The 26430-nt window shown below is 67.0% G+C and carries 29 protein-coding genes; 16 read left to right on the forward strand and 13 right to left on the reverse strand.

The genetic code is table 11. From position 1 onward, the window contains the following. Positions 1-266: 266 nt before the first annotated feature. Entirely contained in the window at positions 267-1709 is a 1443-nt protein-coding gene (gene purF / locus CRO01_RS01945; protein WP_097007430.1) for an amidophosphoribosyltransferase, read from the forward strand. Positions 1710-1745: 36 nt separating this feature from the next. Here the strand turns inward: purF and CRO01_RS01950 are convergent, their stop codons facing one another. Beyond that, the gene (locus CRO01_RS01950) at positions 1746-2765 is read right to left on the reverse strand and encodes a ComEC/Rec2 family competence protein (RefSeq protein ID WP_097007431.1); all 1020 of its coding nucleotides are present in this window, start codon (positions 2763-2765) and stop codon (positions 1746-1748) included. 33 nt (positions 2766-2798) lie between these two features. Then, a complete protein-coding gene (locus CRO01_RS01955; RefSeq protein ID WP_179747372.1) occupies positions 2799-3182 on the reverse strand; it encodes a DUF3006 family protein in 384 nt (127 codons plus the stop codon). A gap of 82 nt (positions 3183-3264) precedes the next feature. On the opposite strand from CRO01_RS01955, the gene CRO01_RS01960 reads away from it, so the two are divergent. Beyond that, positions 3265-4149 carry an alpha/beta fold hydrolase gene (locus CRO01_RS01960; RefSeq protein ID WP_097007433.1) on the forward strand — a complete coding sequence of 295 codons (885 nt, stop codon included), beginning with the start codon at positions 3265-3267 and terminating at the stop codon, positions 4147-4149. 15 nt (positions 4150-4164) lie between these two features. Here CRO01_RS01960 and CRO01_RS01965 read toward each other — a convergent pair whose 3' ends face one another. Next, positions 4165-4575 (reverse strand): transcriptional regulator, encoded by a 411-nt coding sequence (locus tag CRO01_RS01965; protein WP_097007434.1) that lies wholly within the window; start codon positions 4573-4575, stop codon positions 4165-4167. Positions 4576-4695: 120 nt separating this feature from the next. Between CRO01_RS01965 and CRO01_RS01970 the strand changes: the two genes are divergently transcribed. After that, entirely contained in the window at positions 4696-5304 is a 609-nt protein-coding gene (locus tag CRO01_RS01970) for a hypothetical protein (RefSeq protein ID WP_097007435.1), read from the forward strand. Positions 5305-5320: 16 nt separating this feature from the next. Here the strand turns inward: CRO01_RS01970 and CRO01_RS01975 are convergent, their stop codons facing one another. The 3 genes from CRO01_RS01975 to CRO01_RS01985 all read right to left on the reverse strand — a co-directional run bounded on the left by CRO01_RS01975 (position 5321) and on the right by CRO01_RS01985 (position 6500). Next, a complete protein-coding gene (locus CRO01_RS01975; RefSeq protein WP_097007436.1) occupies positions 5321-5518 on the reverse strand; it encodes a hypothetical protein in 198 nt (65 codons plus the stop codon). A gap of 55 nt (positions 5519-5573) precedes the next feature. After that, positions 5574-5924, reverse strand: coding sequence for a helix-turn-helix transcriptional regulator (locus tag CRO01_RS01980; protein WP_097007437.1), 351 nt, complete (start codon positions 5922-5924; stop codon positions 5574-5576). A gap of 138 nt (positions 5925-6062) precedes the next feature. Continuing rightward, entirely contained in the window at positions 6063-6500 is a 438-nt protein-coding gene (locus tag CRO01_RS01985; RefSeq protein WP_097007438.1) for an acyl-CoA thioesterase, read from the reverse strand. Positions 6501-6579: 79 nt separating this feature from the next. Between CRO01_RS01985 and CRO01_RS01990 the strand changes: the two genes are divergently transcribed. Together CRO01_RS01990 and CRO01_RS01995 are read left to right on the forward strand one after the other, a co-directional pair. Then, on the forward strand, positions 6580-7161 hold the full coding sequence (locus CRO01_RS01990; RefSeq protein ID WP_097007439.1) for a methyltransferase domain-containing protein: 582 nt from the start codon (positions 6580-6582) through the stop codon (positions 7159-7161). A gap of 23 nt (positions 7162-7184) precedes the next feature. Beyond that, the gene (locus tag CRO01_RS01995; protein ID WP_097007440.1) at positions 7185-7616 is read left to right on the forward strand and encodes a DUF3054 domain-containing protein; all 432 of its coding nucleotides are present in this window, start codon (positions 7185-7187) and stop codon (positions 7614-7616) included. An 11-nt stretch (positions 7617-7627) separates the two neighbouring features. Here CRO01_RS01995 and CRO01_RS02000 read toward each other — a convergent pair whose 3' ends face one another. Next, positions 7628-8914, reverse strand: a complete 1287-nt coding sequence (locus CRO01_RS02000; protein ID WP_097008304.1) for an MFS transporter — start codon at positions 8912-8914, stop codon at positions 7628-7630. Between the two features lie 414 nt (positions 8915-9328). Between CRO01_RS02000 and CRO01_RS02005 the strand changes: the two genes are divergently transcribed. Together CRO01_RS02005 and CRO01_RS02010 are read left to right on the forward strand one after the other, a co-directional pair. After that, positions 9329-9574 carry a hypothetical protein gene (locus tag CRO01_RS02005; protein WP_097007441.1) on the forward strand — a complete coding sequence of 82 codons (246 nt, stop codon included), beginning with the start codon at positions 9329-9331 and terminating at the stop codon, positions 9572-9574. A gap of 58 nt (positions 9575-9632) precedes the next feature. Then, positions 9633-10631: an ornithine cyclodeaminase family protein gene (locus CRO01_RS02010; protein ID WP_097007442.1), complete on the forward strand. Its 999-nt coding sequence runs from the start codon at positions 9633-9635 to the stop codon at positions 10629-10631. 3 nt (positions 10632-10634) lie between these two features. Here CRO01_RS02010 and CRO01_RS02015 read toward each other — a convergent pair whose 3' ends face one another. Continuing rightward, positions 10635-11687 (reverse strand): presenilin family intramembrane aspartyl protease PSH, encoded by a 1053-nt coding sequence (locus CRO01_RS02015; protein WP_097007443.1) that lies wholly within the window; start codon positions 11685-11687, stop codon positions 10635-10637. Between the two features lie 85 nt (positions 11688-11772). Here CRO01_RS02015 and CRO01_RS02020 point away from each other — a divergent pair, with 85 nt between their 5' ends. Both CRO01_RS02020 and CRO01_RS02025 read left to right on the forward strand, forming a co-directional pair. After that, entirely contained in the window at positions 11773-12051 is a 279-nt protein-coding gene (locus tag CRO01_RS02020; RefSeq protein WP_097007444.1) for an acylphosphatase, read from the forward strand. 101 nt (positions 12052-12152) lie between these two features. After that, a complete protein-coding gene (locus tag CRO01_RS02025; RefSeq protein ID WP_097007445.1) occupies positions 12153-13592 on the forward strand; it encodes an NAD(P)H-hydrate dehydratase in 1440 nt (479 codons plus the stop codon). A gap of 166 nt (positions 13593-13758) precedes the next feature. Here CRO01_RS02025 and hflX read toward each other — a convergent pair whose 3' ends face one another. Beyond that, on the reverse strand, positions 13759-15057 hold the full coding sequence (gene hflX, locus CRO01_RS02030; protein ID WP_097007446.1) for a GTPase HflX: 1299 nt from the start codon (positions 15055-15057) through the stop codon (positions 13759-13761). 270 nt (positions 15058-15327) lie between these two features. Between hflX and CRO01_RS02035 the strand changes: the two genes are divergently transcribed. After that, positions 15328-15633: an FUN14 domain-containing protein gene (locus CRO01_RS02035; protein ID WP_097007447.1), complete on the forward strand. Its 306-nt coding sequence runs from the start codon at positions 15328-15330 to the stop codon at positions 15631-15633. A gap of 27 nt (positions 15634-15660) precedes the next feature. Here CRO01_RS02035 and CRO01_RS02040 read toward each other — a convergent pair whose 3' ends face one another. Beyond that, positions 15661-16386, reverse strand: a complete 726-nt coding sequence (locus CRO01_RS02040; protein WP_097007448.1) for a ribosome assembly factor SBDS — start codon at positions 16384-16386, stop codon at positions 15661-15663. A gap of 151 nt (positions 16387-16537) precedes the next feature. Between CRO01_RS02040 and CRO01_RS02045 the strand changes: the two genes are divergently transcribed. The 4 genes from CRO01_RS02045 (at position 16538) to mutS (ending at position 21593) form a co-directional block, all read left to right on the forward strand. Then, entirely contained in the window at positions 16538-17083 is a 546-nt protein-coding gene (locus CRO01_RS02045) for a type IV pilin N-terminal domain-containing protein (protein WP_097007449.1), read from the forward strand. A 58-nt stretch (positions 17084-17141) separates the two neighbouring features. Continuing rightward, complete coding sequence (gene dacZ / locus CRO01_RS02050; RefSeq protein ID WP_097007450.1) at positions 17142-17957, forward strand: diadenylate cyclase DacZ; 816 nt, start codon at positions 17142-17144, stop codon at positions 17955-17957. Between the two features lie 2 nt (positions 17958-17959). After that, positions 17960-18742: a mechanosensitive ion channel family protein gene (locus CRO01_RS02055; protein WP_097007451.1), complete on the forward strand. Its 783-nt coding sequence runs from the start codon at positions 17960-17962 to the stop codon at positions 18740-18742. 61 nt (positions 18743-18803) lie between these two features. Continuing rightward, complete coding sequence (gene mutS, locus CRO01_RS02060; RefSeq protein WP_097007452.1) at positions 18804-21593, forward strand: DNA mismatch repair protein MutS; 2790 nt, start codon at positions 18804-18806, stop codon at positions 21591-21593. A gap of 14 nt (positions 21594-21607) precedes the next feature. Here mutS and nucS read toward each other — a convergent pair whose 3' ends face one another. Further along, entirely contained in the window at positions 21608-22360 is a 753-nt protein-coding gene (nucS, locus tag CRO01_RS02065) for an endonuclease NucS (protein WP_097007453.1), read from the reverse strand. 89 nt (positions 22361-22449) lie between these two features. Here nucS and CRO01_RS02070 point away from each other — a divergent pair, with 89 nt between their 5' ends. Together CRO01_RS02070 and CRO01_RS02075 are read left to right on the forward strand one after the other, a co-directional pair. Continuing rightward, entirely contained in the window at positions 22450-22965 is a 516-nt protein-coding gene (locus CRO01_RS02070; RefSeq protein ID WP_097007454.1) for an HPP family protein, read from the forward strand. A 57-nt stretch (positions 22966-23022) separates the two neighbouring features. After that, the gene (locus tag CRO01_RS02075) at positions 23023-24741 is read left to right on the forward strand and encodes a glutamate--tRNA ligase (protein ID WP_097007455.1); all 1719 of its coding nucleotides are present in this window, start codon (positions 23023-23025) and stop codon (positions 24739-24741) included. A gap of 18 nt (positions 24742-24759) precedes the next feature. Here the strand turns inward: CRO01_RS02075 and rtcA are convergent, their stop codons facing one another. Together rtcA and CRO01_RS02085 are read right to left on the reverse strand one after the other, a co-directional pair. Further along, complete coding sequence (gene rtcA / locus CRO01_RS02080; RefSeq protein ID WP_097007456.1) at positions 24760-25794, reverse strand: RNA 3'-terminal phosphate cyclase; 1035 nt, start codon at positions 25792-25794, stop codon at positions 24760-24762. Between the two features lie 34 nt (positions 25795-25828). After that, a complete protein-coding gene (locus CRO01_RS02085) occupies positions 25829-26308 on the reverse strand; it encodes a DUF456 domain-containing protein (protein WP_097007457.1) in 480 nt (159 codons plus the stop codon). Between the last annotated feature and the right edge of the window lie 122 nt (positions 26309-26430).

The raw sequence follows: 26430 nt of genomic DNA on the forward strand, positions 1-26430 counted from the left end.
CGGATCGCTTTCTCTCTCGTACTCCACGTCCGTAGCCGCTGGCTCGTCGAGCCGTGGCTGCTTCGAGCGCAGTGTCATTCCAGTAGCTGTTAGATTCCCTCGGCAGCGACGTGGCGACGTGGAGCAGGACGCCATCCGAAAAATATGCACGAACGTGACTAAATAACCCGTCAGAACCCGACGACAAAACACATTTGCGAGGATTTATGCCGGGTGGCCGGCTAGCCCCGACTATGTCAGACGGGCGGGTTGCTAACCCGGACGGGATGACCGAGAAGTGTGGCGTCGTCGGCGTCTCGCTGCGAGACCGCGCCGCTGCACGGCCGTTGTACTACTCGTTGTACGCGCTCCAGCATCGCGGTCAGGAGTCGGCCGGCATCATCACTCACGACGGCTTCCAGCAGCACAGCCACGTGGAGATGGGGCTGGTCGGCGACGCCTTCGACCAGTCCGACGTGGAGGACCTAAACGGCGCGGCCGGGATCGGTCACGTCCGATACCCGACCGCAGGGAGCGTCGATTCCTCGTGTGCGCAGCCGTTTTCGGTGTCGTTCAAGAGCGGCTCGCTCGGGCTCTCGCACAACGGCAATCTGGTCAACGCCGACGAGATCCGCGACGAACTCGCGGGCATGGGCCACGCCTTTACCTCCGACGGCGACACGGAAGTCATCGCCCACGACCTCGCCCGCAACCTCCTCGACGAGGACCTCGTCCGCGCGGTCAAGCGGACGATGGGCCGAATCCACGGGTCGTACTCGCTGACGATCATGCACGACGACACGGTACTGGGCGTCCGCGACCCCGAGGGCAACCGGCCGCTGTGTATCGGCGAACTCGAAGACGGCTACATCCTCGCCAGCGAGAGCGCCGCGATCGACACACTCGACGGCGAACTCGTCCGAGACGTGAAACCCGGCGAACTCGTCGTGCTCCACGAGGACGGCACCGGCTTCGACACCTACCAACTGTTCGACCGCGACGACACCGCCCACTGCTTTTTCGAGCACGTCTACTTCGCGCGCCCCGACAGCGTCATCGACGACAAGCTCGTCTACGAGGTGCGACGCGAACTCGGGCGCCAGCTCTGGGAGGAAAGCGGCGTCGAGTCGGATGTCGTGATGCCGGTGCCCGACTCCGGCCGGGCCTTTGCCAGCGGCTACGCCGAGGCTGCACAAGAAGAAGGCGAGGATCTGGAGTTCGCCGAAGGGCTGATGAAAAACCGCTACGTCGGCCGCACCTTCATCATGCCGACACAGGACGAGCGCGAGCGCGCGGTGCGCCTGAAGCTCAACCCGATCAAGAGCACGATCGAGGGCAAGACCGTCACGATCATCGACGACAGTATCGTCCGCGGGACGACCTCGACGCAGCTCATCCAGCTTCTGAAAGATGTCGGCGCCGAGGAGGTCCACGTCCGAATCGGGGCGCCACAGATCATCGCGCCCTGTTATATGGGGATCGACATGGCGACGCGCGAGGAGCTGATCGCGTCGGATCGCTCGACCGAGGAGATCCGCGACGAGATTCAGGCTGACAGCCTCTCTTATCTCTCGATCGACGCCGTCGCCGAGGCGCTCGCGGCCTCGCGCGGCGATCTCTGTCTCGGCTGTGTCACCGGCGAGTACCCCTACGACATCGAGGGCGAAGACACCGACCGCGACGTTACTCGCCCTGTCATCGACGACATCTCACAGCCCGCAGACGACTGACCGCCCGCTGTCGACGGCCGCCCCGTACTGCTTGTTCTACGCGACCGCTCGCCTTCCGACAGCAGCCGTGCCGCCGCGCAGGCTCGGCGTGATCGTCCCGCGCTCCTCGACGCCGTCGTCGGGGGAAGCTTCCGACGCCGCGGCGTCCTCGAACTCCAGTGGCGCTGTCGTCGCCGCGGTCTGGGTGGCGACCTCAACGGCGTCGCCGTCGCTACGGAAGACGATAGAGCCGTGCAGCGCGGTCCAGTACGTGTCGACGTTCCTAGCGGCGAGCCGTTCCAGTGGCTCGTCGTCGGGGTGGCCGTACGGTGAGTCGTACGCCGAGGAGACCACTGCGACCGACGGCTGGACGGCGTCGAGCAGCGCGTCGGAGCTGCTGGAGTAGCTGCCGTGATGACCGACCTGATAGACGGTCGCGGACAGGTCGTCGCCGTACTCGGCCGCGAGCTGTCGTTCTTCCTCGGCACCGATGTCGCCGGTGAACAGGAATCCCACTTGCTCGTGTTCGAGGTGGACGACGAGGCTGTTTGCGTTGAGTGCCTCCAGTTCGCTGTCGGCGGGCGGATGAAGGATGTCGGCCTCGGCGCCCTCGATCGGGACTTCGTCGCCCTCGTGGGCTCTGATCAGTTGCACGTCGTAGCGCTCGACGGCGTCGAGATACTCCTCGTGTGTCGCCGACGACGAGACGGTCCCGGAGTCGTAGATCGTTCCGATCCCTTCGGCCTCAGTCTCGTAATACTCGATGACGTCGGCGTGGCCGCCGATGTGGTCGGCGTGAGCGTGGGTCGTCACGAGATGATCGATCCGCTCGATCCCGCGATCGCGCAGATACGAGAGCACGATCTCACCGTCGTCGTCCCAGTGGCCCGAGTCGATCAGCATCGTCTCGCCGGACGGGGCGACCACGAGCGTCGCATCGGCCTGTCCGACATCGATCGCGTGGACTTCGAGGTCGCCGGCGTCGCTCTGCTGGCTCGACTCGGGGACGCCGATTCCACCCACACATCCCGCCAAGAGCACGACGACAACGACTGCGCTGATCGATCGGCGATCCATCCGTCTATGACAGTTTCGCGTGCCTCTTGATCGTTATGGCCCCTCTTCGAGGTCTTCGAACCGCTCTTCGGCGGCCCGGCGACGGCGTCGCGTCGCGGCGAGGTCGTGTCGCAATCGCTGTATTTCGCCGTCCTCGAACAGGATCGACAGTACGGCGCCGGCCTCGCGGGCGTCGTCCGGAAGCCGGTCGGTCGACACGAGTCGTTGGCCGATCACCTCGTCTGCTCGTTCGAGGAGGACGACGGCGTCGCCGCGTTCGATTCGGTCGACGACGCCGGTCAGCGTCGCTGACTCGCCCGCCGTCGGATTGTCTCTGGGGTCGTTCCTGCGATCGTTGCCACCGAATCCGAACGGCAGCACACTTCCAGCCATCGAGGCGAGCGTTGCAACGAGTTCGCGCCGTGTGAGCAACGTCATACGCCGCGTGGTGCGGATTCGTATTTGAATCTGTGGCGCGGGTCCCGGAACCACTTTGCCGAGTCGGCCAGCTAGCAATCGCATGGGACTGGAAGCAGACGTACTCCCCGTCGAGTCGCCCACGTCGACGATCAGAGCGGTCGACGGTATCGACCTGCACGTCGTCGCCGCCGGCCGGGAAGACGATCCCGTCGTGGTGTTGCTCCACGGGTTTCCGGACTGCTTCTACGGTTGGCGCCACCAGATTCAGCCGCTCGTCGACGCCGGGTATCGGGTGCTCGTTCCCGACCAGCGCGGGTACAACCTCAGCGACAAGCCGTCGGGACTGGGCGCGTATCGACTCGGGCGACTCTCGGCCGACATCGCGGCGCTGATCGAGTCCGAAGGCGAGGACTCGGCACACGTCGTCGGCCACGACTGGGGTGCGATGGTCGCATGGGATCTCGCGCTCCGTCGACCGGAGTATCTCGACCGTCTCGGGATTCTGAACGTCCCGCACCCGGCAGCGTTTCGATCGACGCTGCGGTCGAGTCCACGGCAGCTACTCCGTAGCTGGTACGTGTTTGCCTTTCAGCTACCGCGCGTTCCCGAGTGGGCGCTCTCGCGCAGCGAGTTTGCTGGGATGACAGAGGCGCTCGAAGAGACAGCGAATCCCGCGACGTTCGACTCGCGCGATTTCGAACGATATCGCAAAATCTGGGCCGAGCCGGGGGCGTTGACAGGGATGCTCAACTGGTACCGGGCGATAGCGCGCCGGCCAGATATCCCGGCCCGCGAGCGCGTCGACGCCCCAACGTTGATCGGCTGGGGTGAGCAAGACACCGCGCTCGTGCCGGAACTCGCCGAGAAGAGCGCGCGCTACTGCGAGGACGTTCGCGTCGAGCGGTTCCCCGAGCGAAGCCACTGGGTCCACGTGGAGGCGCCCGAGGCGGTGAACGACCTACTGATCGGACACCTCGACAAATAACCGAGCCGTCTGCGATCAGCGGTCGGGTCGAGGCGCCTGCTCGTAGCGCTCGATCTCCTCGGTCCGCTCGATCCGGTCGTAGATCTCTCGCAGCGTCTCCTCGGCGCGCAACAGTCCGTGGCGGTCGAGAAACGCCCTGCCCTCCTCGGTGACGCCGTAGAACGTGTAGGGAAGGTCCCTGCTGCGCTGGTCGTCCGGGAGGGTTACCGTCTCGACGACGCCGACTTCGATCAGCGTCTGGAGGTGGCCGTGGATCGTCGAACGACTCTTGGATGGGTTGACGTAGTCCAGTTCTTTCAGCGACGGCAGTCCCTCGGGGTGGCCCAGCAGATCCTGCAGCAGCGCGAAGCGCGTCTCCTGCGTGACCACGTCGAGACGCCGGCGCTCGCGTTCGATCTCCGCCGGGGGCGCGTCGGACCGACTCATGGGAGTACGTTGTACCGCTTCGACAATAACCGTTTTGGTGCATACCAAATCGGTTGCTGCAGAACTATTTCGTCCCATCGAGAGAGAAGCTATTTGCCCGCTCCGTGAGAGCCGCCGGATATGGCCGAGGACACGTCGCCGGGCGACGATGCGCCGCCGAGCAGTCCCTCCCCCGAGTCGGTGCTCGCCGACGCCGAAGACCACCTCCCCGGGCGGTCGCTGACGCCCAAAGAGTACGAACATCTCAAACGGTCCGTCGCGGAGCTGACGCCGATCTTCCGCCACGACCGGTCGTACTTCGTGCTCGGCAGCTACGGGACGCCGGAGATTCGCCGGCTTCAGCTAGTCAAGGATCGACTGAACCGCCGCCCAGACGCGTACGCCTTTCTCATGGTCGACGTGCGCCGCGAGTGGACCAACACCTACCTCAAGTTTCGCCTGCTCGCCGACTACGCCGACCTGATCGTCGGCGTCGCCGAGCACGACGGCGGCGGCTTCCTCGTCGAGCAGGGCACCGTCGTCACCGAACCGGCGTACTTCGAGAAGACACACTTCCTCAAGCGCGAGTACGACGACCTCCCGGCGGCGGCGATCGACACCGACGTGGACCCCGAGAACCCCTACAGCGGGATGCAGACGCCGCTGTTCGAACTTGCCGACGACGCCGGCCGACTCCACCGCTGGCAGACGGAGTCGGAGTTGGAAGGTCGTGTCGAAGAGTTACCGTGAAAGCGGCGCGCGGCGTCTACTCGCCGGCGCGCACCCGGCGGACCGCGATCACGACCGCTGCGGCGACGGCGACGGCGCCGAGAACTTTGGTGAGCGTGCCCATACGGGAGCCGTCACTCGCCGTCTCGTCGTTCGGCGTCACTTCGATACCGTCTGGTTGGGCGGGCTGTTCGTCGCTCTCTGCGGAGGACTTGCGCAATCGTTCGAGCGCCATACATGACAGTTGAGCGGGATAGTTTATAAAACTGGTAGCCCGGCGGAAAATTCGGTTACTCTTCGTAGGCGAGGTTCATCATCCACTGCGAGAACGCGTCGCTTTGCCCGTCGATCTCCTCCTCGCCGATAAACGGCGAGAGCATGTCCCCGGCCATCAGCAGCGAGAAGTCCAGATCGCGGGCCGTCGGCGAGATGTAGTAGGTGTTGTGCCCCTCGTAGACCGTCTCCTCGCGGTCGACGAGTCCCTTTTCGGCCAGCGACTCGATGATGCGACTGCCCTTCCGCGAGGAGATGTCGAGTTCCTTCCAGAACTCGCTCTGGTGGATGCCACCGGTCTCTCTGACCAGCTCCAGACCGGCGCGCTCGTCCTCGGACAGCGCCTCCTCGGCTGCCGAAGCGCTCACTGGCACCACCTCCGCGACGCGGGACGGGAAACTACGACCATACGATACGTACCACGGTCGAACCGCTTAAAAGTGGCCTTCCCGGCGGGTCGGCACCGTTCTCCACGGCGAGGTCCGCACACGGCGTCCGGACGCCGATCAGTCGCTGGTTTGTTCGAGGGCGTACTGGTGCAACTCCTCGCCGCGCTCGGACTCGACGGTCAGATCGGGCACCTCGACGGGCGTGCCGTCCTCGACGGCCACGAACACGAAGTCGGATTCGGTCGTCAGTTCCGTTTTGCCGGTCCGAGGATCTTCCCGGTACGTTCTGATCCACACGCGAACGCTCGTGCGGCCGGTATCGTAGACGAACGCCTTGACGAGTACGGTGTCGCCGACCGGGATCGGCCGCTTGAAATCGAGTTTGTCGACGCTGGCGGTGACACACGAGTTGCCCGCAAAGCGCATCGCCGACATCGCGCCGTCCTCGTCCATCCACTTCATCACGTTCCCCCCGTGGGCGGTCTGGTAGTTGTTCGCGTGGTTGGGCTGGACGCGATGGCGGTTCTCGATCCGGGTGTCGAGCAAGGTGGGCATGGCTGTGCTTTCGCTGCGCTGGGCAAAAGTCCCCGCCTTGCGGGGCGTCACTTATCAGCGCGCCGACCGTACCACCGGCATGGTCACCGACGGCGACGTTCGGCCGTTCGATCGGTTCGCCCCCGCGTACGACCTCGTGATGCCGGGGGCCGACGCCGCGACGATCCGGCAGGGCCTCGCGGTCGCAGAGCGCGACGTGCGCGTCGGCATCGACGTGGCCGGCGGGACCGGACGCGCCGCGAGAGCCGTTCCGGAGGTCGACTGGACGGTCGTCGACGCCGCCGCGGGGATGCTCCGTGTGGCGCGACGCCGCGGCGTCGACGGCGTCGGCGGCGACGCGGCGCGGCTTCCGATCGCGGACGAGTCGGTCGACGCGGTGACGATCGTCGACGCACTGCACCACGTCGGCCGCCCTGACGACGCGCTCGCTGAAGCCGCCCGCGTTCTCGCACCCGGCGGCGTGCTGGTCGTCTGCGAGTTCAATCCGGGCACGCTCCGCGGGAAGTTCTTGACTGCGTCCGAGCGACTCGTCGGCTTCGACTCGCAGTTCTGGCGCCCCGAGGAACTCGCGGCGCGGGTCGAACTGGCCGGACTGGAGCCGTACCTCCCAGAACTGGGATTCGGCTACGCCGTCGCCGGACGGAAACCCGCAGACCGATAGTGCTGGAAGCCCGATGCCGAGGCATGTCCACGCAGAGAGCGCGGGCCGCACCCGCCGTCGAGAAGCTCCGTCGCTCGCTGGCAGTCGCCGCCGGCGACGTGCTCGCCATCGTCGCTGTCGTCTCTTGGGGGCTGTACAGCCACTACGGCGCCGCCGCGTTCGCCACGCCGGCCGAGTCGCTGTCGACCGTCCTGCCGTTCGTGCTCGGTTGGCCGATCCCGGCCGTGCTGGCGGGCGTCTACGACGACCAAGTGATCGCGGACGCCATCGCCAGCGTGCGCTACACGGCCGTCGCGTGGATCGCGGCCGCGAACATCGGGCTGCTTCTGCGAACCTCGCCGGTGTTTGGCGACTCGGCGATCTGGCCGTTCGGTCTCGTCATCACCGGAACCGTGCTCGTCGTCCTGCTGGGCTGGCGCGCCCTCGCGGCGTGGCTGGTCGGCACGCTGGACTAACCTACTCAGCGCTACGCTCCGAAGTCCGTTCCTAACGCGACGACCGCGACCAGCGCCGCGGTTACCGCGACGCCGGCGAGCGCGGCGAACAGCAGCCACGACGACCCCCACGTCAGGATCGCACCCGCGATACCTCCGCCCAACGCGCCGACGCCGAAGACGCCGAGATAGGTGAATCCGTACGAGAGGCCCCGACGACCGCTCGGGGTGGCCTCGGCGACGGCCGCCTGATACTGGGGCTGGACGAAAAACAGGAAGAAGCCGAGCAGCGCGCCCACGACCAGAAACGCCGCCAGCCCGGCGTTGGCGGCCGGTAGGAACGCGACGGCAAGCACGGCCATCGATGTCATCGCCACCGCGATGCCGACCGCAGGCGGCGCTCGGTCAGTGACCTTGCCGCCGACGTACTGCCCGGCGATGCCGACGGTCAGGATGGCGACGTAGACGTACCGATCGGGGGCGAATCTCGTTCCTGCGACCTCGATCGGTTCGAACGCCGCGAACCCCCCGAGGATGTCCGGGAGAAACGTCAGAAAGCCTCGATAGAACAGGCCCGAGAGGATCACGATGGCGAAGATGGCAACGAACGGCCCCGCGAACAGCGCCCGAGTACCGCGCACGAACTCGGGAACACTATCGACCGCGTCGGTCTTCGCGGTGCCACCGTCGGATCGAGATTCGGCGTCGCCGTCGGATCGGGACGCGGTGCCGTCACCCATCTCGGCCGCAGCGGTCTCGTCGACATCGACGCGGAGCGCCAGCGCGACGCCGACGGCCGCCGGAACAGCCAGCAACAGCGTCACCGTGCGCCACGGCAGCACTTCGAGCAGCAGGAGCGTCGCCAGCGGCCCGAACGCGATGCCGACGTTGCCCGCCATTCCATGATACGCGAAGGCCGTCCCGCGCTCGTCGACGCCGGTGCTGATCAGCGACAGCCCGGAGGGGTGGTAGATCGAGGCTGCGGCGCCCCACAGCACGAGCGCGAGACCGACGACTGCGAGCCCGAGTGTCGGCGACGACGGCGTCAGTCCGAGTAGCGCGAACGCGGCGCCCATGCCGACCAGACAGGCGACGATCAGGCGGTGGGAGCCGAGCCGATCGGCGAGCACGCCGGCCGGGACGGCGCCGAGGCCAAAGAGCGCGTAGCCGACCGTCACGACGGCGCCGATCGCCGCCTCGGTCGTTCCGAACTCAGTGAGCCAGACCGTCACCAGCACCGGGATCGACAACTCGTAGGTGTGGACGGTCGCGTGACCGAGCATCACCAGTCCGACGATCGCTCGGTCGTTTCGGTTCACGGCAGACAGTAACGCGGTCGAGATGTTCAAGGCGTCGGTCGGAGCGATTCGGACCGACCGTTCGATATCGGACTCCGGGCCGACCAGTGTCCGATATCTTAGACGAGGCCGAACTCGTCGTTCGGCGTATTCGCTGCACGTATTACTCTCTCGACTGACTATTTCGACCCGTTTCGAGACCGTTGGGCGAAATTCGAATTTTGTCGCCCGTTGATGGTGTGCGCAGTTAAAATCCGTCCAGATTCTAACCGAGATTATCAGCTTGTATATTTTCATAACTTACAGAGAACCACTAGATTGCCATCTGAAATTGGCTGCATTGAGAACTCATTGAATATCGATCGCCAACGGGTGAAATATCGGCCACCTACGGGAAACGCTTATATGCATATTCCTCATAGTATAGAATAGATTATGACTGGGTACTACGACCTCGTTCTCGGCCTCATCCCGCTCGTCCTGTTCGGCGTCTCCGGGACCCTCTCGCTCGCCGGCGTGACGCTGACCAGTGCCGCCACCGTCGCCGCCGCTGTCGGTCTGTTGATCGTCGGCCACGCGCTGTTCGTCAACGAGCCTGTCGCTCCTGAATCCAACGTGCCCACCGGCGCCGCCGACGAGACGCCCCAGTCCTCGACGGTCGGCCCGGTCAACGCCGACTGAACTCTTCGTTTCTCTCCGGATCGTCTACTCTTTTTGCTCTCGCTCGCCATCTCCCGACATGGTCACTGCGCGATTTCTCACCAGCGACGAGGTCGACGGCCTCGCCGCACCCGCCGAGTACGTCGACGCCGTCCGCGAGGGCTACCGCCAGCGTGGTGCGGGCGCTCCGGCCGAGCCCCGAACGAAACTGCTCAACGCCGATCCGCCGGGGATGCTCACCGAGTACGCCGCCGTCCTGCCCGAGACCGGCGCGATGGGCGGGTACGTCTACGCCGCCGGCTTCGGCGCGGCCGACGCGTGGTTCATGACACAACTGTTCGACGCCGAGACGGGCGAGCCACGCGCCATTCTCGACGGCGCGAGCATGAACCCGTTCAAGACCGGCGCCACGGGCGCCGTCGGCGTCGACGCGCTGGCCCGCGAGGACGCCACGTCGATGGCGGTGATCGGTAGCGGCCCGCAGGCCAGAGGACAGGTCCGGGCGACCGCAACCGTCAGAGAGTTCGAGCGCGTCGACGTGTTCTCGCCGACCCGAGAGCACCGCGAGCGCTTCGCCGAGGAGCTGGACGAGCGACTCGACGCCGCCGTCCAGTCGGTCGAGTCGAGCGCAGCGGCCCTCGATGGCGCCGATGTCGTCGTCACGGCGACCAACGCCAACCGGCCGGTGTTCGACGGCGACCTGCTCGAGCCGGGCACGCACGTCACCGCGATGGGCCAGTACGACGCCGAGAAGTTCGAACTCGACGCCACGACGATCGAGCGCTCGACGTACGTCGTCGACCTCCGCGAGCGCGTCGACCTCGACGCTGGCTCGTACATCAACGCCGTCGACGCCGACGCGGTACCCGCCGACCACGTCCACGCCGAGCTCGGCGAGGTTGTCGCAGGAAACCGGCCGGGCCGACGCTCCGCCGACGAGATCACCGTCTTCGACAGCGGCGGTACCGGCATCGAGACGGTCGCCGGCGCACAGTTGCTCTACGAGAAAGCCCAACAGCGAGATCTTGGAACGGAGATCGAGTTCTCGCCCGCCAGCGAGGCGCTCACCGGAAAATAGTCCTCAGAACGACGCGATCCCGACCGCTTGGGCCAGCGTGATGCCGCTGGCGAGCGCGCCGATCAGGTAGCCCAGAATCGTCCCGCCGTTGAGCAGCGGGAGCCCGGCGTGCGGACGCCCCTTCAGCACCATCCGGAGGAGGATGAGCAGGCCGGTCAGCGTCCCGAGCATCGCGGTCAGTGCGGGCAGGTTCAGCGTGACCACCGGAACCGATAGCTGGGGTGCGGCACTGACAGGGATGAAGGCGGCCGCGCTTGCGACGAGGATCGTCGGCATCACCGCGTCGCCCAGTCCGATGTACAGCGCGTCGCGGATCTCATCGTCGTCCGTGTGCCCTTCCTCTGGCTCATCACCTGCGTCCGACTCTGCGACCGCGCCGCCGTCGGTCGCTTCGCTCGCCGCTGCGTCGGCGTCGTCCTCGGTCATCTCCTCGCCGGCACCGAGTGTTCGGAACGAGTACGACAGGCTCGTGGGGATGATAAACAGCACGGGGACGTTCAGATCCATCACGCCTTCGGCGAGCGTGAGCATGTGCTCGGTGCCGTAGACGCTGATCGCGTCGTAGATCGCCAGCACGAGCAAAAACAGGATGGCGGGCAACAGCCCGAAGCTGATGCCGAACATCCCGGCCGCGCCGGCACCCATCAACACGCCAGCGGCGTCGATGACGTACCACTCGGGGTAGACGAGCAGACCCCCGGCGACCGCCAGCGCGGCGAGCACGGGAACGAGCGCGACCGACGCGCCGCCGACCGAGACGACGCCGACCGGTGCGATGGCCGCGAGGACGTACCACGCCAACATCGCGCTGGTGCCGATGATGAAGGCGCGGATCAGCCATTCCACGTCGTACTTGATAATCAGCAACATCCCTGCCGTGGCGACGAGAATCGCGCCGAAGAACACGAGCCCGTTGGTCGGGTCGGTGGGATCCTCGACGGCCTGATAGTTGCTCTGCTCGAACGGTTCGACGAGCGCGAGCGCGCCCATCTGGACGAGCACGAACAGCAGGACCGTTCCCGCGACGGCGGCGTAGAGCCGCGCACGATCGTTCATACCAGCGCTTGCGACTCCGGGGTTATCGTCGTTGCGCTGTCGGCCGGCCCGACCATTTTTGATCGCAGCGAGAGAGCACACACGTATGCCAGATCGCACGCGAGCACACGTGTTCGTCTCCGGACGGGTACAGGGCGTGTTCTACCGGGCAAACACGCGCGATACCGCCCGCGCCAACGGCGTCGACGGCTGGGTGAAGAATCTCGAAGACGGTCGCGTCGAAGCGGTCTTCGAGGGCCCCGAGGACGCCGTCGAGGAGACGGTCGAGTGGTGTCACACCGGCAGTCCGGCCGCCGACGTCAACGGCGTGGAGGTCGAGTACGATGACCCGCAGGGCGAAGACGGGTTCGAGATCAGACGCTGAGACGCGGCGGCCCGACGCGTCCGACGCCGAGAAACGGCGTCCGGACTAAGTCGGTCGCCGCCTCCGGCACCATTTTGCGACCGGGCGGCGAACCGCGACGTATGATCACGAGCGACCGCATGGCCGCCGTCGACGCCAACGCGGCGGCGCTGGGCGTCCCGCGAAAGCAACTGATGGAGTCGAGCGGCAACGCCGTCGCCCGCGTAGTGCGCGAGTACGCCGATCCCGGCGCGACGGTCGCCGTCGTCGCTGGCCGGGGCAACAACGGCGGCGACGCCTTCGTCGCAGCGCGCTTTCTCGACCAGTACGACGTGTCGGTCCACCTGCTCGGGCGGGCCGAGACGATCGGCACCGAGATCGCCCGCGAGAACTGGGATGCGCTGGCGGCAGGCGAGTACGAGACGGTCGAGATCAAAGATTCGCGCAGCATCGACCTGCCCGACGCCGACGTGATCGTCGACGCCATGCTCGGCACCGGCGTCACGGGCGCGCTGCGCGAGCCCGCCGCGACGGCCGCCGGCGCGATCAACGATGCCGAGGCAACCGTGATCGCGGTCGACGTTCCTTCCGGCGTCGACGCCGATACCGGGGCGGCGCCGGGCACGGCAGTCGAGGCCGACCACGTCGTCACGTTCCACGACCAGAAGCCGGGGCTGTCCGATCTCGACGCCGACGTGACGGTCGCGGACATCGGCATCCCCGAGGCGGCCGAACTGTTCGTCGAGCGTGGCGATCTGCTGGCGCTCGACCGCGACCCGCAGAGCCACAAGGGCGACCACGGCGAGGTGCTGGTGATCGGCGGCGGCCCCTACTCCGGTGCCCCGGCGCTGGCGGCGCGAGCGGCGTTCCGTGCCGGCGCCGATCTGGTCCGAGTGGCCGTCCCCGAGTCGATCGCATCCGACGTTCGGAGCTTCTCGGAGAACTTCATCGTTCGCCCGTTGACCGGCGAGGCGCTCGCGCCGGGGCACGTCGACGAACTCCTCGATCTCGCAGCCGAACAGGACGCCGTGCTGATCGGTCCCGGCCTCGGCGACGCCGAGGTGACGCGCGACGCCGTCGGCGAGTTTCTCGCGTCCTACGACGGTCGGGCCGTCGTCGACGCCGACGCGCTGGACGCCGTTCCCGAGGTCGAGACTGACGCCGACCTCGTCTGCACGCCCCATCAGGGCGAGCTCCGAAGCATGGGCGGGCCGGCGGTCGACGACTGGGAAGACCGGTCCGACGCCGTCGCGTCGTTCGCTGCCGAGGTCGACGCGACGCTGCTGGTCAAAGGCGCCTACGACGTGATCTCGGACGGCGAGACGACGCGGGTGAACCGAACTGGCAACCCCGGCATGACGGTCGGCGGCACCGGCGACGTGCTCGCGGGCGTCACGAGCGCGCTGGTCTCGGCGCTCGACGACCCGGTGCAGGCGGCTGGCGTGGCGGCGTACGCGAACGGACGGGCCGGCGACCTCGCCGTCGACGAGCACGGCTACGGGCTGGTTGCGACCGATCTGCCGCCGCTGGTGGCCGACGCGCTGTGGGACGACACGGCGTGAGGAACGACGCGAGGTGAGCGCGGATGGCGAACAGGCGACGACGGGTACTCACACGGCGCTGCGTCGCGCGATCGCTGGACGCCGTGGAGCGGTTGGTCAACGCATACGCCGGGTGGCCGCGTTCTTGGACATAAATCTGTAGAACCGGAGCGGCGTCTCGACGCCGCTACGCGGACTCGACTGGACGGCTGAGATCGCCGGCACGAGCGCGGGACTGCTCGACGATCGCCGGTCGAGCCTCGAAGTCGACGACGACGTCCTCGTCGCCGTAGGTGACATCGTTGACACGCGCGTTGTCGTGGATCCACGAGACGACGCTCATCGTGTCGTCGGTCATCGGCAAGACGAGGCGCTCGCGCTCCCAGTCGGGCAGTTCGGTGTCGATCCGGTCGAGGAGGTCGCCGACGTTGGTTCCCTCCTTGCCGCTGACGGCGATGGGATTCGGCGCCAGCGCGGCGAGCGCCTCGCGCTTCTCGGCGAGTTCGTCCTCGTCGACGGTGTCGATCTTGTTCAGGACTGTGACGATCGGCGCCTCGTTGCGCTCGTAGAGCGTGTCGTGGCTGGTGACGAGCTTCTCGCGGATTTCCTCGACCGGATCGCTCACGTCGACGACGAGCAAGACGAGGTCTGCACGGTACACCTCATCGAGCGTCGATTTGAACGACTCGACGAGCCAGTGGGGAAGATCACCGATAAATCCGACCGTGTCCGTCAGGAGCACGTCCCGGCGCTCGAAGTCCATCTTGCGGGTCGTCGTCCCGAGCGTCGTGAACAGCCGGTCCTCGCTTTCCGCGGTCGTATCGAGGTCGGGATGTAGGTCCTCGTTTTCGTCGATGCCGACGTCTTCGGCCAGCCGTCGCATCAGCGTCGACTTGCCCGCGTTGGTGTAGCCGGCCAGCGCGACGAGATCGAAGCCGGACTCGCGGCGCTGTTCCCGCCGGTCTTCCTCGGTCGCCGCGATCCGGTCGAGTTCGTCTTTGATCCGGCTGATCTGGTTTTTGATGTCCTGTTCGCGGCTCTCGTCGTACTCGCCCAACCCCATGAAGCCGGGCCGCTCCTCGCGCTTGGCGAGGCTGGCTTTGGCCTCGGCGCGGGGGAGCTCGTAGCGCAGCTCGGCCAACTCGACCTGTAGCTGGGCCTTCCGAGTCTGTGCGCGCTGGCCGAAGATGTCCAGAATCAGCGTGAACCGGTCGATCACTTCGACGCCTTCGGGGAACTTCTTCCCGAGGTTGAACGTCTGATAGGGGTCGAGACGGTTGTCGAAGATCACCGCGTCGGCGTCGTTGGCTTCGACGAGCGCGGCCAGCTCCTCGGCCTTGCCCTCGCCGATTTCCAGCGCGGGATCCTCGCGACGCTTCTGGGTCAGTTCGCCCGCGACGGTGTAGCCCGCCGCGCGCGCCAGTTCGCTGATCTCGGACGTATCGGCGAGTCCGTCGTCGACACGCTTGGCGATTATCGCAATCATGGGGTGCGTTCGGGGCGCTCTCTACGTAGGTGGTCGTAGGCGCTCGTCGTATTTAAACGTCGGCCGGCGTCGGCGCTCGGCGTCTGCCGGCATCGCCGTCCCGTCGTTGGCGTCTGGACGCCGATCCGTCGCCGGGCTCACAGCACCGACGGCGCTGCTGTCGGCTCGTCGCTACGCGGCCCAAGCGCGCCGCATGCTTGCGGTAGGAACTGGCTATCGCAAGCGCCCGAGCCACAAAGGTGATATAGGCCCGGGCTACCCAGTACGGGTATGGAGCTAGACCCCCAGCAACTGGGTCTCGAACTCGGAAGCGGCGCCGTCATCGGCGGTCTGATCGGCTTCGCGGCGAAGAAGCTCGCCAAACTGCTGGCCGTCATCATCGGCGTAGAGCTCGCACTGTTCAAGTTCCTCGAATCGAAGGGCATCCTTACCGTCGACTGGGAGCGGCTGACCAACGGGTTGGTCAGTACACAGGAGAAGGTACAGAATCCGGGCTGGATCGAACCGATCCTCTCGACGCTGTCGATCGGCGCCGGCTTCACCGGCGGCTTCCTCGTCGGCTTCAAGCGCGGATAACGGACGCTCGCGGCCGGTAGGGTCCGATTACCGCGTTTTGATGTCGTCTTCGTCGCGCACGATCTGCGTTTCGGCTTCGCCGCTGGTGACCTCGTTGGCGCGATCGAAAAACTCGTTTTGCAGTCCCGCGGGGAACTGCAGCACGCCGATCCACGAGCCGTCGCTTTGCCACTCCTCGCTCTGGAGGTCGCCGAACTCCCGGAGCTTCGCTTGCGCGCTACCGGCCTTGTCCGCCGGCACCTGCACCGCGACGGTCACCTCGTCGAACCGGATCGGAATGACGGGGCGAAGCGCGTCGAGGGCGTCGTCGACCTGCTCCTCTACGGGCTCCATCGGGTCGACGTCGAAGCCGGCGTCCTCCAGCGCGCTCTCGATCCGGTCGGGCGGGTGGGGCGCGTCGTCCATCTGCGGGTTGACCGCGTTGCGCGTGATCTGGTTGACGAGCTGTTTGTGCTTTCGCTCTTGCATCTCGCGGCGCTGCTCGGCCGTGATCTGGATCTCTCCGCGTTCGATCACTTCCGGAATGATCTCCAGTGGCTCCGTCGTCCCGAACACTTCTTCGAGATCCGACTCTGCCGGTCGGTCGCCGCGGCTAGCGTTCTCGAACACGTCCTCGGCGGCGATCACGTCTTCGAGATCCTCCTCGAACTCTCCGCGCTTTATCGACAGCGCGGCGTCCGGATCGACCAGCACCTCGAAGCGCTCGCCGTGGGATTCGAGTCGCGCCGTCACGGCATCGTCAAGCGATATCATATCAGTGGGTAAAGCGGCCGGCGTAAAAAGGTGTTTCCCGACGGCCCCCACTGCGACCGCGCGACGGCGACCGACTCCGATCGTTCCCCCGCGGAGCATATTTCCCCACCGACATCGACGAATTTATCTCTGAATGGGCTAACGCCGAGATGTGTCCAGAGCCTCGGCACCGGTGGTCGGAGCCGTGCTGTTGATCGCCGTGACGGTCACCGCAGCCGGACTCGTCGCATTCGTCGCGTTCGAGGAGGTTGAGGAGCCACCCCCACCGACGCCACAGAACGCCGAAGTGACAGGGGCGCTCGTCGAACCGGCAGACAGTCCACAAGCCTGTGGTGGGGATTCCATCCGGCTCGTTCACCAGGGCGGCAACGCTGTCGAGCTCTCTCGGACGTACATTCTCGTCCGACCGCTCGACGGGCCGGCGTCGGAAGCCAGAATCGAGAACCTACCGACCGACGGCACCACCTTCGAAGACGAGCAGATCGCGTACGATCCTGACAACCTGATCAACGACAACTGCGTCCGGGGCGTCGCCGCAGAGAATCGAGGGCAGTGGACCGCGGGAACCCGCATCCAGTTCGACCTCAACAGCGGTGCCGGCACGCTCGACGCCGGCGACCGTATCGAAGTCGTCGTCGTCCACGAGCCCTCGGGCGGTGTCGTCGCCGAGGTTCAGTTGACGATGCGGGATCAGTGACGACGCCATCGGACGGGTCACAAAAACCTTTTCTCCCGCCGTGGAGTGTGTACGGCCAATGTCGGACCTACGAGAGCTGTTCGGGGACCTGTTCGACGGCGTCGATGGAATCGTCCTGTTCTCGCCGAGCAGTTCCTACTACGAGCGGTTCGACGACATCGACGACGACATCGACGTGATGCTGGTCGGACCGGAAAACGACCACGACGCCGACGCCTACGTCGAGTTGCCCGTCGCGTTCGAGAACCCCGCCGATCGGATCGAGTTCGCCATCGAGGGCGCTATCGACGAAGGGCTCGTCGACGAAGGCGACGAGTTGCTGTGTGCGCTCAGCCTGTTCGAAGACGACGCCGATTCGCTCACGCGCGTCCGGGCCAACCCGAGCGAGGGCTCTGGCGTCTACGATCTCTTTGTCAACTCGCGGGCCGAACCCGACGTGATCCGGGCGGTGTTCGAGTTGGCGGTCGAACTCGGCCAGAAGGGCCAGAAGGGCAAACCCGTCGGCGCCCTCTTCGTCGTCGGCGACGCCGGAAAGGTGATGAACAAGTCCCGGCCGCTCAGCTACAACCCCTTCGAGAAGTCCCACGTCCACGTCGGCGACCCGATCGTGAAGGTGATGCTCAAGGAGTTCTCGCGGCTCGACGGCGCGTTCGTCATCAGCGACGCGGGGAAGATCGTCAGCGCCTACCGGTACCTCGAACCCGCCGCTGAGGGCGTCGACATCCCCAAGGGGCTTGGCGCACGGCACATGGCCGCCGGTGCGATCACCCGCGACACGAACGCCACCGCGATCGTCCTGAGCGAGAGCGACGGACTCGTGCGGGCGTTCAAGGGCGGCGAGATGGTGCTGGAAGTGGACCCGGAGAACTACTGACCATGTACCCGCTGCAGTCGTTCCCTGAGAACGTCACAGTGCTTCGAGAGCCGGTGCTGGTCGCGCTCGTGCTGTTGCTCGTCGGGATCGGCCTCGGACTGCTCGTCGGTCGCGTTAACAAACAGATCCTGACCGCCGCCGGCGTCCCCGACGCCGTCGAGGGGACGCCGTTCGAGCGAACCGCGAGGAGCCTCGGCACGTCGACAGTGTCGCTACTGGCGCGGCTCACCTCGTGGTTCGTCTACGGCGTCTCGATTCTGGCTGCGATTCGCGTCGCCAACTTCTTCAACGCGCCGTCGTTCTGGGTCGGCGTCGCCGCGTTCGTCCCGCGGCTGTTCGTCGCCGTCGTCGTGATGATCATCGGCTTCATCGCTGCCGACAAAGCCGAGCTGGTCACCAGCGAGCGCCTGCGCGATGTTAAACTCCCCGAGATAACCCTGCTCCCGCTCGCGGTGAAATACACCGTGTTGTACATCGCCTTGCTGATCGCGCTCAGCCAAGTCGGCGTCAACACGCTGGCCCTTCTGGTGTTGCTGACCGTCTACGTCTTCGGCGTCGTCTTCCTCGGCGGGCTGGCGTTCAAGGACTTCCTGTCCTCGGCCGCCGCCGGGATGTATCTGCTCTTGAACCAGCCCTACGGCATCGGCGACGAGGTCCGGATCGGCGACCGCGAGGGGATCGTACAGGAGGTCGATCTGCTCGTGACACGCATCGAGAACGACGAGGAGGAGTTCATCGTTCCGAACCGCAAGGTGTTCGAGCACGGCATCGCGCGGACGCGGTAGATCGGCGTCGCGGCGGCGCCGGAGCGGAGAGTATTTTTGCGCCCGAGCGCTGGTCCCGGACATGGACGCGGCGCTCGGACCACCCGAGGCGATGGCCGACAGGCGCGAGGATCTGACGCCGATGATGGCCCAGTACCACGACCTCTGTGCGAGGTACGACGACTCGCTGGTGCTCTTTCAGGTCGGCGACTTCTACGAGGCTTTCTGCGGGGCGGCCGAAACCATCTCCCGCCTGCTGGAGATCACGCTCACCAAGCGCGAGGACTCCACGGGCACCTACCCGATGGCCGGCATCCCGATCGACAACGCCGAGTCGTACGTCGAGACGCTGTTAGACGCCGGCTATCGGGTCGCCATCGCCGATCAGGTCGAGGACCCCGACGGGGTCAGCGGCGTCGTCGAGCGCGCCGTCACCCGCATCGTCACGCCGGGAACGTTGACCGAGGACGAACTGCTCGACACCGACGACAACAACTTCGTCGCGGCGCTTGCCGCCGACGGGAGCCAGCACGGCCTCGCGCTGCTGGACGTTTCGACGGGCGAGTTCTACGCGACCGCGGTCGACGCCGACGCCGCGCTGCGCGACGAGATCAGCCGGTTCGATCCCGAGGAGGCCATCGTCGGTCCCGGCGCTTCCGGCGATCCGTTCCCGGACGGCTGCATGGTGACGCCGCACGACGAGCGCACGTTCGAGTTCGACGCCGCCGCCGAGCGCGTCGAGGCGTACTTCGGTGCGCCCGACGCGCTGCTGGCCAGCGACGTGGAGGTGCGGGCCTGCGGCGCGTTGCTCGCCTACGCCGAGTACACCCGCGGCGGCCGCTACACCGAGTTACACCCCGACATCACTACCGACGACGCGGACGCCGAGGAGGGAGGTGGCAGTGACGCCGACGGTGCCGACGCCGGCAGTGACGACGCCGACGGGGACGATACTGACGCCGACGACGCCGCTTCGGCGTCCGACGAGACGGTCGGCTCGCTCGACTACATCAACCGACTCACCCGCTACGACCCGCGGGAGTACATGGTCCTCGACCGGGTTGCGATCCGCAGCCTCGAACTGTTCGAGCGCCGGACGGTCCACGACAGTGCCGGACCGGCGCTGATCGACGTGCTCGACGAGACTTCCTGTGCGATGGGAAGCCGGACGCTCAAAGACTGGCTGCGCCGCCCGCTAATCGACCGCGAGACGATCGAGGCCCGCCACGACGCCGTCGAGGAACTCGTCAGCGGACTCCAGCGCCGGGAAGCCGCCGCCGACCTGCTGCGGGACGTGTACGACATCGAGCGTCTGATCGCCCGCGTTGCTCGGGGGCGGGCCAACGCCCGCGATCTGCGCTCGCTCAAGGACACGCTCGACGTGGTTCCGGAACTCCGCGACGTGCTCGACGGCGTCGAGTGCGACCGGCTGGTCGACGTCCGCGAGCGCCTCGACGAGATGGAAGACGTCCGCGAACTGATCGGCGACGCGATCCAGCCCGATCCGTCGATCGAAGTCACTGAGGGCGGCGTCATCCGCGAGGGGTACAGCGACGACCTCGACGATCTACGGGAGACTGAACGGACAGGTAAACAGTGGATCGACGACCTCGAAGTCAACGAGCGCGAGCGCACCGGCGTCGACTCGCTGAAGGTCGGCCACAACTCGGTCCACGGCTACTACATCGAGGTGACGAATCCGAATCTCGACGCCGTTCCCGAGGACTACCAGCGCCGCCAGACGCTGAAAAACTCCGAGCGCTTCTACACGCCCGAACTCAAGGAGCGAGAAGACGAGATCATCAGCGCCGAGCAGCGCGCCGACGATCTGGAGTACGAACTGTTCCGAGAGGTCCGGTCGTCGGTCGCCGAGGAAGCCGAACGCGTGCAGGCGCTGGCGGCCACGCTCGCGGAACTGGACGCGCTCGTCTCACTCGCCACGGTCGCCGCCCAGCACGACTACTCGCGGCCGGAGCTCGGCGCCGACGGCATCCGGATCGAGGCTGGCCGCCATCCCGTCGTCGAGCGCACCGAGGAGCGGTTCGTCCCGAACGACGCCGGACTCGGGCCAGCGGGAGACTTCGCCATCCTCACGGGACCGAACATGTCGGGCAAGTCGACGTACATGCGCCAAGTGGCGCTGATCGTCGTGCTCGCCCAGTTGGGCAGTTTCGTCCCCGCCGAGCGCGCCGAAATTCGGCTGGTCGACCGGGTGTTCACACGGGTCGGCGCCAGCGACGATATCGCTAGCGGGAAATCGACGTTCATGGTCGAGATGACCGAACTCGCGGAGATTCTCGACGGCGCAACCGAGCGCTCGCTGGTCCTGCTCGACGAGGTCGGCCGCGGCACCAGCACCGCCGACGGGCTGGCTATCGCCCGCGCCGTCACCGAGTTCGTCCACGACGAGATCGGCGCGACGACGCTGTTTGCCACCCACCACCACGATCTGACGACGATCGCCGACGACTTCGAACGGGTCGAGAACCTGCACTTTGCCGCCCGCCGGGATGGGGGGACCGTTTCGTTCGACCACGAACTCAGCGACGGCCCGGCGACGGCGTCCTACGGCGTCGAGGTCGCCAAGATGGCCGGCGTGCCGGATGCCGTCGTCGAGCAAGCGCGCGACCTACTCGACGAGGACGCCGAGTCGCAGTCACAACCGACCGCTGACGCCGCAGACGAGCCCGCCGACGAACCGCCGTTCGCGGAGGGACGGGGCGACGCCGCGATCCGGCAGGCCGTCGGCGACGGCGGCGGCCCGCTCCCGGAAGGCGTCGCAGCGAAGCTCCGGAACGCGAATCTCGCCGACACGACGCCGCTGGAGGCCCTGCAGTTGCTCGACGAACTCCAGCGCGAACTCGAAAACTGACTCTCTCCTCGCCGCTACTCGCTCGGTTCCGGCGTCAGCGAGACGAACTCCAGCCCGTTTCGTTCGAGCAGTTCCCGCGCGCGATCGGTCACCGACGGCGCGACGAGCAACCCTCGAATTTCGGCGTCGTCGTGGAGGTCACGCTGTAGGGCGTCGACGTAACGCCCGAGTTGGCCGACGGCATCGGGTCCGACGCGCTTTCGCTTGAGTTCGACGGCGACCGTTCTACTGCTTCGATCCTCGCCGTAGATGTCGATCGCGCCGGCGGTCGTCTGGCGCTCGGTCGCAAGCGGCGTGAAGCCGACTTCGAGCAGTTCGGGGTCGTCGAGGATGCGCTCGCGGAGGTCTTCTTCAGTGCCCGAGATGGCGAGTTCGCTCCCGTCGTCGACGACGAACGCAGAGACCTGCGTGACGCGCTCGAACCGAACGTCGAGGCGCTCCTCGGGCGTCGACCGGCGGCTCCGAATCCGGAGCGCGCCGTCGTCGAGTTCGGCCTCTTGGGTACAGCCCGGGGGCTGCCAGTTGACGGGCTGTTGGCCTTCGTCGGTGTGGACGAGGATCGACCCGTCGGGTTTGAGCATCACGTGACGGTCGCCGGGGCCGAGCGTGCTCGACGCCCGGCCGTCGTACTCGACCGTACACCGGCCGAACACGGTGATCATCGCCCCCGCCTCGATCCCCTCGGCGACGCGCGCTCTGGCTTGCTCGGGCGCCGGATCGACGAGGGTGTCGGCCCGCGCCGACCGGCGGTCCTCCGTTGCGGTCACTGGCGCTCCGTAGCGCCCTCACGGGCTTAAAGCGTCTGTTCGCCGTCGGAAGGCGGGAGGCTTTTCCGGCATCCCGAGAAGTGGTTGGCGTGCTCCGCGACACCGGACTGACGGGCGCGTACGCCGGCGTCCTCGTGGGCGTGCTCGGCGCCGTCGCGTGGGCGAGCGGGAACCCATTCATCTTCCCGAGCCTCGGCCCGACCGCGTTCCTGCTGGCGCGCTCGCGCACCGGCGCCGTCGTCGCGCCCCGCCGGGTGATCGGCGGGCACGCCGTCGGCGTCGTCGCCGGACTGGCGGCCCACCACCTGATCGCGCCGGGCGCCGCGCTGTCGGTCGCCGCGCCCGCCCTTTCGACCGACGTGTTGCGTCTCGCGGTCGCCGCCGCGGTGTCTGTCGCCGCCACGAGCGTCGGGATGCTCGCCGCCGACGTGAACCACCCGCCGGCCTGCGCGACGACGCTGATCGTCTCGCTCGGGATCCTCCCGAGCCTCCGTAGCGGCGCCGTCGTCGTCGCCGCCGTAGTGGTGCTCGTCGGTGTCCACCGGGTCGCGCTCCGGGCGCGAGCGGCGGTCCTCCAAGCCGCTGGCGAGGCCTCCGAAGCCTGACCGCTCGCCGCCGTCAATCCACCGCAGTTTTGACGCCCCGGCCGATATTCGGGAGTAATGAACGACGACCTCCGCGAGCGCATCGAGCGCGAGGCCGAAAAGCACGCGCTGATCAACGCTGTCAAGCACGAGAGCGACGCCGATGTCGGGGCGATCATGGGCCCGCTGATGGGCGAGAACCCCGAGTTCCGGGAGCACGGCGACGAGATCCCCGGTATCGCCGGCGGCGTCATCGCCGAGATTAACGGACTGAGCCACGAGGAGCGCCGCGAGCGTCTCGGCGAGATAGCGCCCGAAGAGCTCAACGAACTCGACAGCGAGGACGACGAGGAAGAGGAGATCCTGCCGGACCTCCCGCGAGCGGACGAGTACGACCAGATCCGGATGCGCGTCGCGCCCAATCCCAACGGCCCGTGGCATCTCGGCCACGCCCGGATGCCCGCGGTCATCGGGACGTACAAGGAGCTGTACGACGGCTGGTTCTGCGTCCGGTTCGACGACACCGACCCCGAGACGAAGCGCCCCGATCTCGACGCCTACGACGAGATTCTCGACGCCATCGAGTATCTCGGCTTCGAGCCCGACGAGACCTATCTCGCCAGCGACCGCGTCGAGACGTACTACGAGCACGCCCGCGAACTGATCGAGGCCGGCGGCGCGTACACCTGCTCGTGTTCCGGCGAGGAGTTCTCGAATCTCAAGAACTCGGGCGAGGCCTGTCCCCACCGCGACAAGGACGTAGAGACCACCCGCGAGGAGTTCGAGGCGATGGTCGACGGCGAGTACGACAGCGGCGAGATGGTCCTGCGCGTCAAGACCGATATCGAGCACAAAAACCCCGCACTCCGGGACTTCGTCGCGTTCCGGATGGTCGACACGCCCCACCCGCGCGAGGAAGCCAGCGAGTACCGCTGCTGGCCGATGCTGGACTTCCAGAGCGGCATCGACGACCACCTGCTGGGCATCACCCACATCATCCGCGGTATCGACCTGCAGGACTCCGCCAAGCGCCAGCAGTTCGTCTACGACTACTTCGGCTGGGAGTACCCCGAAGTGATCCACTGGGGCCACGTCCAGATCGACGCCTACGACGTGAAGATGAGCACGTCGACGATCAAGGAACTGATCGACGACGGCGAACTGGACGGCTGGGACGACCCGCGTGCGCCCACCCTCGCAAGCGTCAGCCGGCGGGGCATCCGCGGCGACGCCATCACCGACGCGATGGTCGAGCTTGGAACCTCGACGAGCAACGTCGATCTGGCCATGTCGTCGGTCTACGCCAACAACCGCGACCTTGTCGACGACGAGGCGGACCGCTACTTCTTCGTCCGCGAGGGAACCGAAGTCGCGCTGACCGGCGACGGGCCCGACGAGGCCACCCCGCAGCGCCACCCCGACCACGAGGACCGGGGCACCCGAGAGATCCCCGTCGGCGACGCCGTCGTCGTCGAACCCGAAGACCTGCCCGACCCCGAGGAGCGCGTCTGGCTGAAGGGTCTGGGCTGCGTGCGCTACACGCGCGACGCGTTCCAGTTCACCGGCGACGACATCGACGCCGTGCGCGAGGAGGGCGTCGACGTGATCCACTGGGCGCCCGCCGACGAGTCAGTCCCGGTACGGATGCGAACGCCCGAGGGCGACGTGGAAGGCGCCGCAGAACCCGAGTTCGCCGAGACCGACGCCGACGAGGTCGTGCAGTTCGAGCGCATCGGCTTTGCGCGAGTCGACCGCCACGACGACGAGGAGTCGGTCGCGTACTACGCACATCCCTGAGACGAGACCGCGATCGCGCTACCGTCTGTCGAGCGTCTCTCGGACCCTAATTCTCGCCGCCGCGGCACCTTCGGCACCGCTCTCGATTTCGGCGTCGACGCCGAACTCGCCGAGAAGTTCGATACTCGACTCGACGTGATCCGTGACTTCGGGAATCGCTATTTCGCCGCCCGCGAGCGCCAGCCAGACGAGCAACTGGTCGGCGAGGTGTCGGTCCACTACGGCCGCGCTTTCCTCGAACGTCCGGAACGATCGGACGGCATCCTCGCCGACACGTTCGGCGGGCTTTCCGCGCTCGCCCAGCGCGTCCGCGCCGGCGAGTGCGTTCTCGTAGTCGGCCCGGAACGTCAGCGCGGTGCCCGTCGAGTCGGCGTCGGCGTACGTCGCGCTGCGCTCGATCACGTCGACGCCATCGGGCAGCGCTGCGGCTGCACCACGGGCTTGGCGCTCGGCGACTTCGGCGTCCGCGAGATCAGCCGACGCTACCGAGTAGATGCGGACGCCGCGGCGCTCGCCCCTGTCTGTGAGTTGGATTTGCGTCGGCGTCGAGGGCGCCATCGAGAGCGTCGCGGCGCCGCCGCCGGCCGGGTAGAAGCCGCGCCGATCGACATCGAGCGCGGCCTGTACGTCGTGACGCCGAAGCAGCGGCAGTTTGACGTTCCGGACGGCGTCGATCGGCGGCGACCACTTCACGTCGGTGCCGCCGCGGATCGTGACCGCGAGCGGCCCGTCGATTGCGGCCGCCAGCGGGAGGACGGCGTCGAGTACGAGCGTCACGCTGCCGGCGGTCCCGACATCGACCTCGTACCGGCCGCCGGATGGCGAGTCCGGTTCGAACGTCAGCGTCTCGGCGCCGAGGTCGGCACCCTCGACGTCGGCGTCACAGACCGCGGCGAGAAGTTCGACGGCAGCGAGGTGCTGGTGCTTGAGGCCGGGGTCGTCGCGTGCACCCCGGACGTTTTCGATCCGGACCGATTCACCGGCGAGCGCGGCCAACGAGAGCGCCGAGCGGACGATCTGGCCGCCGCCGTCGGCGCCGTCGAGTTCGATCACGCTCCCGAGTACGCGGCGTCGAACAAAAAGCGACTCACGTCACCGCGAGCACGAACCCGACCAGCATCCCGAAGGTCAACAGTGCCTGAACTGCCGTCCCGCCGAGGATGCCGACGGTCGTCGCCGCCGCGGTTCGCAGCCCCCGACTGACGTCCTGGTGACGCCGCAGTTCCAGTAGAAAGACGGCGACGGCGACGCCGAAGATCATTCCGAGCGGGCCAGTAACCAGCAGTAGTGCGATCCCGACGACGCTGGCGACCGCGGAGACGCCCCACGACGCCCCGCCGGCCCGCGCCGAAACGGCGCTGGCGAGGAAGTCCGCCGAGAACGCGACGACGCCGACCAGCACCAAGCCGACGACGGTGATCGCCCCCGGTTCGGAGAAGCCGCTGTACGCCCAGTAGCCGAGCACCGCGGCGACGGAAATCGGCGGGCCGGGCGCCAGCGGGACGATGCTGCCGACGACGCCGACGATCAGCAGGGCGACGGCGACCAGCAACGCGACATCTACCATACCCGCCAGAAGGTCCGGAAGCCGTATAGGAATTGGCGTTCGGGCGGGTCGGTAGTGGCGCCCGATCGACCACCCGGAGCGGCGAGCGCAACGATTAGGGCCCGGCCCTCGCAAGCCCGTTG

It is taken from the genome of Natronoarchaeum philippinense, from assembly GCF_900215575.1.
Classification (GTDB): Archaea; Halobacteriota; Halobacteria; order Halobacteriales; family Natronoarchaeaceae; genus Natronoarchaeum; species Natronoarchaeum philippinense.